The sequence below is a fragment of the Arthrobacter sp. H5 genome (genome assembly GCF_000520595.1).
In the GTDB taxonomy this organism is placed as follows: domain Bacteria; phylum Actinomycetota; class Actinomycetes; order Actinomycetales; family Micrococcaceae; genus Arthrobacter_D.
The window spans coordinates 1-10238 of record NZ_KI915030.1 but is presented as its reverse complement, the minus strand read 5'-3'; the positions used below and the strand labels follow the sequence as shown (position 1 = coordinate 10238).

The 10238-nt window shown below is 67.0% G+C and carries 6 protein-coding genes and 1 tRNA gene; 4 read left to right on the top strand and 3 right to left on the bottom strand.

What is annotated here, in order from left to right; all coding sequences use genetic code 11:
- Positions 1 to 590 precede the first annotated feature (590 nt).
- Both Y708_RS28730 and Y708_RS31595 read right to left on the bottom strand, forming a co-directional pair.
- Complete coding sequence (locus Y708_RS28730; RefSeq protein WP_155853966.1) at positions 591 to 1673, bottom strand: tyrosine-type recombinase/integrase; 1083 nt, start codon at positions 1671 to 1673, stop codon at positions 591 to 593.
- A gap of 453 nt (positions 1674 to 2126) precedes the next feature.
- Positions 2127 to 2357: a helix-turn-helix domain-containing protein gene (locus Y708_RS31595; RefSeq protein ID WP_216699851.1), complete on the bottom strand. Its 231-nt coding sequence runs from the start codon at positions 2355 to 2357 to the stop codon at positions 2127 to 2129.
- Positions 2358 to 2561: 204 nt separating this feature from the next.
- Here Y708_RS31595 and Y708_RS29450 point away from each other — a divergent pair.
- Positions 2562 to 2633, top strand: a tRNA-OTHER gene (locus tag Y708_RS29450).
- Between the two features lie 128 nt (positions 2634 to 2761).
- Here the strand turns inward: Y708_RS29450 and Y708_RS26650 are convergent.
- Entirely contained in the window at positions 2762 to 3211 is a 450-nt protein-coding gene (locus Y708_RS26650; RefSeq protein ID WP_051479218.1) for a hypothetical protein, read from the bottom strand.
- A gap of 44 nt (positions 3212 to 3255) precedes the next feature.
- Between Y708_RS26650 and Y708_RS26645 the strand changes: the two genes are divergently transcribed.
- From Y708_RS26645 to Y708_RS0119890, 3 genes are all read left to right on the top strand, one after another.
- Positions 3256 to 4884: a TIGR02677 family protein gene (locus Y708_RS26645; protein WP_081747054.1), complete on the top strand. Its 1629-nt coding sequence runs from the start codon at positions 3256 to 3258 to the stop codon at positions 4882 to 4884.
- A complete protein-coding gene (locus Y708_RS26640; protein ID WP_035777002.1) occupies positions 4881 to 6128 on the top strand; it encodes a TIGR02678 family protein in 1248 nt (415 codons plus the stop codon). The genes Y708_RS26645 and Y708_RS26640 overlap by 4 nt, the downstream gene beginning before the upstream one ends.
- A partial coding sequence (locus tag Y708_RS0119890; RefSeq protein ID WP_051479217.1) for a TIGR02680 family protein occupies positions 6125 to 10238 on the top strand: 4114 nt, incomplete at its 3' end. The genes Y708_RS26640 and Y708_RS0119890, both read left to right, overlap by 4 nt.

Genomic DNA, 10238 nt, shown 5'->3' with positions numbered 1-10238 from the left:
GGACGGGGCGCATGCCGAGCGCGGTGAAAATTTCCCGCCGGTCTCTGAGAGTCTCTGAGATTACCTCTAAACATTCCGCGCACCATTCACCCTTGTTGCGGAGCGGTGTTTCCGTGCCGCAGTGTCTGTCACATCTTTCTGCCAATGTGTACGGTGTGTAGTCGGTGATGGATTCGTCCCACCACCATCGAGGTTCTGACAAACGATCCGGCACCGACGTTTCAGCACTGCCGGACTCACGCCAAACGTACATACTTCCGGCGCGAAGGAGCCGTCCCAGTCCGGGATTGGTCCGGACTAGGACGACCGGCGTGGATGGATCGGGCACAGGAGTTTTTTAGGCCTTATTTGAGTTGATCAAGGGTTCCATTATGGGTCCCACTTTCTTGTAGTTTTTTGTACGGGAGTGCTGCGGAAGCAAGTGAAATCCACGGTTGAAGACTCCGCTGCACTTGTCCGCTATGACCATGAGTCGATTTTTCGCTGAAACTGCACACAAAAGTGACTAGCGGAGGTCTGCGGCGTGTCCGGGAGGGGCGGTGGTCCTCGTATGAACTTGCAGACGGGAGTGCCGCGTGGATGTTTTGATCTCATTGTTCGCGCGCATCCCCGTAGACAAGGGCATCCAGAAGTCGTGCATGGTCTGGGGCCTCCTTGGACCGGGTGAAATAGTACCGAGCTGTGATGGTGTCCGAACTGTGGTTGAGCGTCAACTGTGCGGCCTTTCGATCGACCTCATCGCGCAGATAAGTCGCGACGGTGCGACGGAACGTGTGCGGTGTTATGGTGCCAAGGTCCAGATCTGCGGGCAGCTCAAACATGACGCCAATGTCGGCGCGTGCTCTTCTCCACCGTGAACGCCAATTTCCAGGATCGACCCACCCGCCTCCTCTGGAAGGAAACAACGCACCGTGTGGGTTGGGTGCGATCTCGGTGTCTCGACGCTGACGCAGGGTAGCGGCCATCTGCACCCCGATCGGAATGGTGAAATGGTCATCGGAGGACTTGGTGTAGAGTCTTCGAACGATTCCATGCCCCTTTTCCCATCTCACCGAGCCGGTCAGCGTGATCGAGTGCTCGACTTCGGGACCGTCGATGCACACATCGGCATACCGGAGCGCAAGCAGCTCGGAAATGCGGATGCCAGTCGCACACAGGATCTCAAGCCCGTCGGGCAAATCGCGGTTAACCTTGGGCCCGGGGCGGTTGGGCGGCTCACTAAAGTATCTTCGAGCAGCTGCCAGCAGAATAGAAACGTCTCCGGCCTCTATCACTTTCACTTCTCCCGCTCGCCTTGTCGGTAACCGCGCAACATCCCGAACCGGATTGGTCTTCATCAATCCCATTCCGGCTCCGTGCTGGCAGATCGCGGAAAGCAATGCCCGCAACGAACCTGCCTTGCGATAGAGACGATCTCCATCAATTAGGCTATGGAGGAATTTCGCGCAAGCTCGCACGTCAAGTTCAGAAGCAGGGATGCTTCCCAGCGAAGGCAGAATGTCCTTCCTGCAGGCGCGAATGTATTCATAAATAGTGCTCGGGCGCCGTTCTGAGGTCTCGATGTGTGCGCTGTAGCTTTCCACAACCGTTGAGAACGGAGGGTCTTCTTCCAAGGCTGACGCCTTGGAATGCGCCTCTGCCTCACGATAGTCCGCCTCAGAGAACTCACGCACGTGTTTCAGGAGTGCTTCCTCCGCCTTGCGTGCGGTCGATCCCGATCGTGCTATTTTGACGATTTTTCCATCCAGGCGGGTATAGCGAGTATCGGTCCTGTATGACCCGTTTTTCAGTCGGCTCGGCTTCCGAAAGGCACCCAAGTGCCCGCGGCGCGCTTTGGATAAGCCATCACAGATCTACTGAGGGTTTGCTGCGAGATTTGCGGTACGCCACCAGGTCCGGGGCAAAGTATCTGGCCGTGCCGTCTTCCGGCCGGTAAAAAGGAGGGCCGCTACGTTGTCGCGCCCAATTGGCTAACGTCCCGGGTGAGCGACCCAGGTAAGCGGCGGCCTCTTGCCTCGTCAGGAATCCAGATAGCGTTGAAGGGGCCAACGATTCGAACTCGGGTTCAATGGTCATGCTTGTCTCTATGCGAGGCGGCCGCTGACGGGTGTCCACTCTCAGTACCTTCAAGACCGCGGACTGTAGACGAGCCAGGCCTGTAGATACTCTGCCAAGGCGGCACCCGGGTATAGGACACGTCCGTTGCCGGAATAAACGTACGGCGGCCCGACGCCCGCCGCCGCCCAGTTCCCGAGCGTGCCGACGCTTCGCCCGAGATAGGCGGCCGCCTCCTCTCGGGTGAGATGTCCGGAAAGAACAGGAAGCGGGATGGGTGGCGGGGCTGTAAAGGAGTTCACATCCAGTTTCTATGCGGGGACTTGCGCGACGGGCGTCGCCTCCTGCAACGCAAGATCCCGAGGCAAGCTTTCGGCTTTGAAAGTCACCACCTTGCGTTCCACCTTGGTCGTTAAACGCCGTGAGCCGACCGTTAACCATCGTGAATCTCTTCAGGCTGGAATCGGCTCCCACCCCTGAAAATTGCGTGTCAACTGGCGCTCTGAGTAGTTTTTGTGAAGATTTGTGCAGTTTCGTTCGCAATGAAAAGGTCAGGGGTTCGATTCCCCTCAGCTCCACTGTTGGCGGGGATTTTGGCCTCCCGACACCCCAAGCAAACGCTTTGATAATAGGGTGCCCCTGCTGAGGGGCAGTCCCGCCATGCCAGCATCAACCCTTGCTGACGGCGTGGATTCGCTCACCTGGGTCAATTCAGCGCTATTCGCAGTCGATCGAGTCCTGTCTGGCTCTCTGGAATTTGGACCCGCCATGAGGGATTGTTCGTCAGGAGCCCAAGCATGTGCGAAAGATGCCCCCGCTCAGCCGAACCGAACCCGGCGCCGCGAAGATCCCGGGCGCGCAGGACTGTGGCCAGGGTGAGGAAGTCTTCAACATGGCGCTGCGAGCCGGGATCGTCAACGATCGTCATGGCCGCCGCTTTTCCAACGAGACAGCCCAGGAAGGTTGTCCGGTTGACCGTCCCGGCGGCTCCACCGCAGACCACTTTGAGCTTTTCGGTTCGCTCGCCGGTGAACCTCGGTATGAGCACATCAACGGTGGCGGCACCCCTGATCCAGCGATGCTGGTGACCGGTCATGGATTCGCCCGCCGAGGCGAACCCCAGTCCGTCCAAGACTCCGGTGAAGGTCTTGAGCATGGGGGGAAGCCCTGAGTCGGTGCCTCGTGGAAGAATTGGATGACATGACGGACCTCTCAGCGATTACACCGCCAGCGGATACCGATGACACGTCGGGCGGTTACGGCCCCTTCGCCTACCTCAGCGCGCCCAATGCGCAGCTGTACCGGCGCGTGATGCGTGCGCTGATGTCCGAGAAGGAGCGGTTTACGGTCCATGTCCGCCCGGAACAGATAGGGGAGGCACTCGGGAACGACGGCGGGGAACCAGTTGGTGAGAGCGCGGTCACCGAGGCGCTGGAGCGACTGTCCCAGTCCACCTGGGCCAATGTCCTCGCCTTTCCCGACTCGAGCAGGGTCACGGCGCTGGAGGACTTCTACCGACGGCGGATGCTCTACCAGCTGTCGCGACAGGGCGAGGCGGCTGAGCGGGCACTGGCCCAGTACGACGCCGCGCTGGGCACCCGGGGCGCGCTCCAGTCGGTGGCCCTCGAGGACATCGCAGTGCTGCTCACCAATCTTCGCAACGCCGTCGCTGCCCATGCGGCGGGCGATGCGGTTGATGCGGCGTTGACCCACCAGACACTTCGCAGCCTTCGCGAGCGTTTTGTCGAGCTGGCGGAGAACGCCGTGGCGTTCATGGGCTCGATGCAGCGCACCATTGACCTCCACGATGCGGACGTGGAGGCCTTCCTTGCGTATAAGGAGGAGCTCATCGCGTACCTGGAGCGGTTCATCCATGATCTGCTCACCCGCGGCGCCTCGATCGTCGAGCTGCTCGGCAGCATCCCGGAGGAGGGGGTGCTGTTCCTCGCGGCCACCGCCGCCGAACGGGAGGCCATCGACGCAGCCCCGGGGGAAGCCGACACGGCGCGAGTCACGGCGCGGGAGACCTGGTTGCGGCAGTGGTCGGGCCTGAGCGACTGGTTCGTCAGCACACCCGCACGGGAAAGCGAGGCCAAGCTGCTGCGGGCACGCGCGCGGGCGGCTATCCCGGCACTGCTCGCGGTGGTGCGGGCGCTGCATGAGAAGGCGGGCGGCCGCACCGATCGAACCCAGGACTTCCTCACCCTGGCGAGGTGGTTCGCTACGCTTCCCACCGACGCGGATCGTCACCGGTTGTGGCGCTCTGCCTTCGCCCTGACACCGGTGCGGCACCTCAGCGTCACCGCAGCCACCGAGGACGCCTGGACCGCGGCGGAGCTGGGAAACACGACGACATGGGCCGATGCCCCGCCACTGGAGATCAGCCCCCAGTTGCGCCGCAGCGGATCGTACGAGCGCCGGGGCAAGGCAGCCCGGGTCACGGACCGGACCGAGGCGAAGCGGATGCTGATCGAGAGCGCCCGGCACGAGGCGGAGCAGACGGCGGCGGCACGTCGCCGGATCCTCACCGATGAGCCCCAGCCGCTCTCCGCCTTCGGGGAACTGGATCCGACTGCTTTCCGATTGTTCCTCGGATTGCTCGGCGACGCGCTGGCCGCCATGGGGCCGCAGGCGGCGACGGCGCAGGTCCACACCTCCGATGGCGAGCTCACGGTCACCCTCACCCGGATCGCAGGAGCGGGGACTATGGTGATCAACACGCCCGACGGCGAGCTGTCCGGCCCCGATCATCTCGTTGACATCGCCTCCGCGGTTGACGTTCCGGAGCCTAACCCCGAGCTTGAGCAGCCGGCCAAGGCCTACGTATGAGCCGGGTCGACCTGGCGCCGAACATCTCGGGGGCGCTAAACGCCCGGGAGGCTGAGGGCCGCACCCGCGTGCTGCGGGCTCTGCTGGTGCGCCCGGTACTGCGGGCGCAGGCCGACGGCGAGCTGTTCCGGTTGGCCCGGCGTCATGCCGACACACTCCGCGGCTGGTTCGACCGGGAGACGGGCTGGCGCCTGGTCGTCGAGTCGCAGACGGTGCGCCTGCTGACGTCATACGTCCCCCAGGGCCCGACGGCGATCGCCGTCGCCGGGAGACACCCCGCCCGCGGACGCAGGGGCGACCCGCCGTTCACCCGGCGCCGCTACGTGCTGCTCTGCCTGGCGCTGGCTGTGCTGGAGCGGTCCGACCCGCAGATATCCCTCGGTCGGCTGGCGGAGGATGTCGTGCTGGCCGCCCGACAGCCGGGCATGGACGGCGTGGTGTTCACACTGAGCGGTCGCGAGGAGCGATCCGACCTCGTCGCGGCGATCCGGTTGCTGCTGGGCCACGGGGTACTGGTCCGCGTGGCAGGCGACGAGGAGTCGTACGTGTCGGCGGGCGGCGATGCGTTGTACGACGTAGACCGGCGGGTACTGGCCACGATGCTGTCCACCACCCACGGACCCGGACTGGTCGGTGCCGCGTTGGGCCCCGCCCCGTCGATCGGCCAGGTCGAGGAAGCGCTGCACGAGCCGCCACCGGCCTACACCGATGAGGAGTCCACCAGGCGGCTGCGCCACGCCGTTTCGCGTCGTCTGCTGTGCGACCCGGTGGTCTACTACGATGAGCTTCCCGACGACGAGCGCAGCTACCTCGTCGGCCAGCGGGTCCAGCTAACCCGGCGCCTCGCCGAGGCCACCGGGCTGATTCCCGAACTGCGGGCCGAAGGCGTGGCCCTGGTGGACCCCGACGACCAGCTCACCGATGTGCGAATGCCGGAGCAGGGCACGGGCGGTCACGCCACGCTGCTGCTCGCCGAGCAGCTGGCGACCTCTGGCGCCACCGATGTGGCAACCTTGCGGCTCCGAGTGAGACGGCTCGCAAAGGACCATGCTGCCTTCTGGCGCAAGACCGCCCAGGAACCGGGCGCGGAGAACGCGATCGTCACCGACGCACTCGACCGTCTGGCCGGCCTCGGTCTGGTGAGAATCGTCGGCGACGGTCCCGACGCCGTCGTCCACCCGCTGCCGGCACTGCAAAGGTTCACCATGACCGCTCCGACCATCACCAACAGGAGAGCCCGATGAGCAGCCTCAACGGAGTCCAGGAACACCCCCGCGCGGACGACTCCGAAGCGCAGGGGACGGAGCCCGACGGGTCGCTGCCCCGCCCCACCAACGAGCGGTGGCAGCCCCTGCGCCTCGGCCTGGTGGATCTCTTCTACTACGACGACGAGCAGTTCTGGTTCCACGACGGGCGCCTGCTCCTGCGGGGCAACAACGGGACAGGGAAGTCGAAGGTGCTCGCGCTGACCCTGCCTTTCCTGCTGGACGGCTCAATCGCGTCGCGGCGCGTAGAGCCGGACGCCGACCCCAAGAAGCGCATGGACTGGAACCTGCTACTGGGTGGTGCCCATCAGAGCCCGGAACGGACCGGCTACTCCTGGGTCGAATTCGGGCGCGTCGACGCCGACGGCACGGAGTACTTCACCACCCTGGGTATCGGCCTCAAGGCCGCCGCTGGCCGCGGCATCGTCAAGACCTGGTACTTCACCAGCACACGACGGATCGGAGACCTCCGACTGCTGGACGACAACCGTACGGTGCTGAGCCAGGAACGCCTGCGTGAGGAGCTGACGTCCACCGGGTCCGGCCAGGTCTACCCCACCCAGGAGGCCTACCGGCGGGCGGTGGACGAGGCGTTGTTCCGGCTGGGTGAGGAGCGGTACGCCGCCCTGATCGACCTGCTGATCCAGCTGCGCCAACCACAGCTATCCAAGAAGCCGGACGAGAAGGCGCTCTCGACGGCGCTGACCGAAGCCCTTGCACCGCTGGACCAGGCCGTCGTCGCTGATGTCGCCGAGTCCTTCCGGTCCCTGGAGGACGAGCGTGCCGGGATCTCCGAGGCGAAAGAGACGCTCGGCGCGGCCCAGGTCTTCCTGCGGCACTACCGCGTCTACGCTCAGGTTGCGTCCCGGCGGCACACCACAGCGGTGCGGCTGGCCAACTCGGCCTACGAGCACTCGGGCCGTGACTTGCGCGGGGCCGAGGAGCGGCTCACGGCGGCCGGAAACGAAGTCGAACGGCTCGCCGGGCTCCGGGAGGAGACCGAGGAGCGGGAGAGCACACTGCAGGGGCAGGAGCAGGCGCTGCGCACGAGCCCGGAGATGCGCGACGCCGGCCGCCTCGACGCCGCTTCACGCGAAGCCACGGAGACCCAGCGCCGGGCCACCGAGGCCGGGAACGAGGCGGAACGGGCGGACGCCATGGCCGCCAGGGAGACGAAGACCGAGACCGTCGCAGCCCGCCGGCACGAGGAGGCGGCCGCCGAGGCCGGGCGCCACGAGTCGAACGCGGCCAGGCTGGCGGCAGCGGCAGGACTGCTGGCTGAGCACCCGGGATTCGCTAGCGATGCGGGCGCGGCCGGCCGGGCGCTGAGCCGCAGGTGGGATCAGGTGATGCATGTCCGCCGCCTGCTGGACGCGGTCCGGCGGGCCAAGGCAGAAGCCGACAGCGAGCGCCTGGCACTCGATAGAACGCAGAGCGACGCAGCCGGCCGCGCGGAGGAGCTGCGGGCCACCCACGACGCGGTCGAGGAGGCGGCGACGGCATATCGCGACGGAATACGTGCGCATGTGGCGTCTCTGACCGCCATCGTCCTGGACCGCGGGGCGGATGAGCTCGCCGAACTGGCCGAGGGCTGGGGACGCAGCATGTCCGGCGAAGCACCCCTACGGTCAGTGCTGGAGACCGCGGCCACGACGGCGCTCGACCGATTCGCCACGGAGCGGGCCGGGGCGGAACACGAGGCTGCGCGGCTCGCGTCGGAACTGACAGAGCTCCGCACGGAGATCGCAGGCCTGGAGGCAGGCCGCGACCCGGTGCCGCCACCGGTACCGGGGCGGGACCAACAGGGCAGGGAAGGCCGCGACGGCGCGCCGCTGTGGTGGCTGACGGACTTCGCTGATTCGCTGCCGGACGCCGGGCGGGCCGGGGTCGAGGCGGCCCTGCAATCGGCCGGGCTGCTGGACGCCTGGATTTTCCCGGACGGCACCATGGCGACCGATGGCGACGTCGTGCTCGGCGCGACCGGGCCACAGGTGACCGACTCGCTGGCGACGGTGCTGGTGCCGGCCGCCGGCCCCGGTGACCCGGTCGGTGCGGACGCCGTCCGGGCCGTGCTCGGCCGGATTGGATGGGGCGAGGCCTCGGGTGCAGCCGTGTGGCTGGACGGCGATGGACACTGGGGGGCCGGACCGGTGCGCGGCTCCTGGTCCAAGGAGCGGGCCGAGTTCCTCGGCGCCGGCGCGCGCGATGCCCACCGCCGCGAGGTGATTGCCACGCTACGCGCGCGAACCGAAGATCTCGACGGCGGGCTGACGACGGCGCGGGCACGGGTGGCGACCGCCGATCGCCAGTCCGGGCAGGTGCGCAACGAGCGTGCCAGCTATCCGGCGGGGCTTGAGCGTGATCTGGGCACGGCGCATGATCGCGTCGCCACGGCGCAGCAGGAGCTGGAGCGAGCGCAGCGCAAAGCCGCTGCAGCGCAGGAGAGCTGGGAGCGGACCGCAAACGCGGCCAGGGAGACCGTCGAGGAGCTCGCTGATCAGGGCGCACAGCTCGGGGTCGGCACGACGGTCGGCGAGACCGACGACGCCCTGGCCGCCGTCGCCTCCTACGAGGTGGCACTGGCAGAGGTCCGGCAGGCGGCACGCGCCGTCGGCGATGCGGTGGCCGCCCGCGATGAGGCGGCCGAGCGCGCCGCCGAGGCGGTTGAGAGCCGGGAGCGGCGCAAGTCCGAGCACCGGGACGTGCGAACGCAGGCAGCGAGCCTGCGGGCGAAGTACGAGGCGCTGCACGCCACCGTCGGCGCCTCGGTAGCCGAGCTCCAGGCCCGGCTGGGTGAGACCACCGCTGCGCTGGAGGGAGCAGCGACGGAGCTCAAGGCAATCGCCAAGGACCAGCTCGCCGCGGCGACGAGTCAGGGAAGCCTGGAGGAGAGCGTCCGTGATCTTGCCCGGCGACGCGAAGAGGACGCAGCGGCGCGTGGGGAGCGGATCGATGCGCTGCGGGAGTTCGCAGGGACAGGCCTGCTCCGGGTAGCGCTGCCGGACCTCGCCGTCCCAGCCGCGGATGCGCCCGAGGAGTGGAACCTCACCGCGGTCCTGAGCCTGTCCCGGGGCGCCGAGCAACAGCTGAACGACGTCGACGAGTCCGCCGAAGCGTGGGCCCGCGCCCAGCAGCGGGTATCTGGTGCGTCGACGGAGCTGAGCGCACAGATGAGCCGGCACGGGCATACGGCTTTCGTGGAGCAGCGTGGCGACGTGTTGGTGGTGCGGGTGCGCTACCTCCACAACGAAGTCGACGTCGACCGGCTGGCGGACCGGCTGGCGGAGGACGTCGCGGACCGCGAACGCCTGCTTAGCGCCCGTGAGCGCGAGATCCTCGAGAACCACCTCGTCAACGAGGTGGCCGGTCACCTCCACGAATTGCTGCTTACCGCCGAGGAGCAGATCGGCCGGATCAACCGCGAACTGGCTGAGCGCAAGACCTCCACCGGGATGCAGCTGCGGGTCAGGTGGCGCGAGCGCGGCGACGGTCCGGCCGGCCTGGCTGCGACCAGGGGCCTGATGATCCGCTCCGACGCCACCTGGACGCCCGATGACCGTTCCGCGATCGGGGACTTCCTGCAGGCGCAGATCGCGGACGTCCGCCAGAGCGATCCGACCGGTGGCTGGCAGGAGCACCTGGAGCAGGCCCTCGACTACCGGAAGTGGCACAGCTTTGTCGTCGAGCGGTGGCAGAACGGACAGTGGCGGTCGGCGTCCGGGCCGGCGTCGGGCGGGGAGAGGGCGCTGGCGATGTCAGTACCGCTCTTCGCCGCCGCCTCGGCGCACTACAACTCGGCCGGCCCCCATGCGCCGCGTCTCATCCTGCTCGACGAGGCGTTCGCCGGCGTGGACGACGACTCCCGGGCGAAGTCGCTGGGGCTATTGGCAACCTTCGACCTTGACGTCGTGATGACTAGCGAACGCGAATGGGGCTGCTATCCGCAGGTCCCCGGACTCTCGATCGCGCAACTGTCCCGCGTTGAGGGGGTCGATGCCGTGGGCGTCACCCGGTGGCGGTGGGACGGCCGGCGGCGGCAGCGGGCAGCGGAGGTTGACGCAGGGGCACGAGCCGGCGGCGATTCTCCGG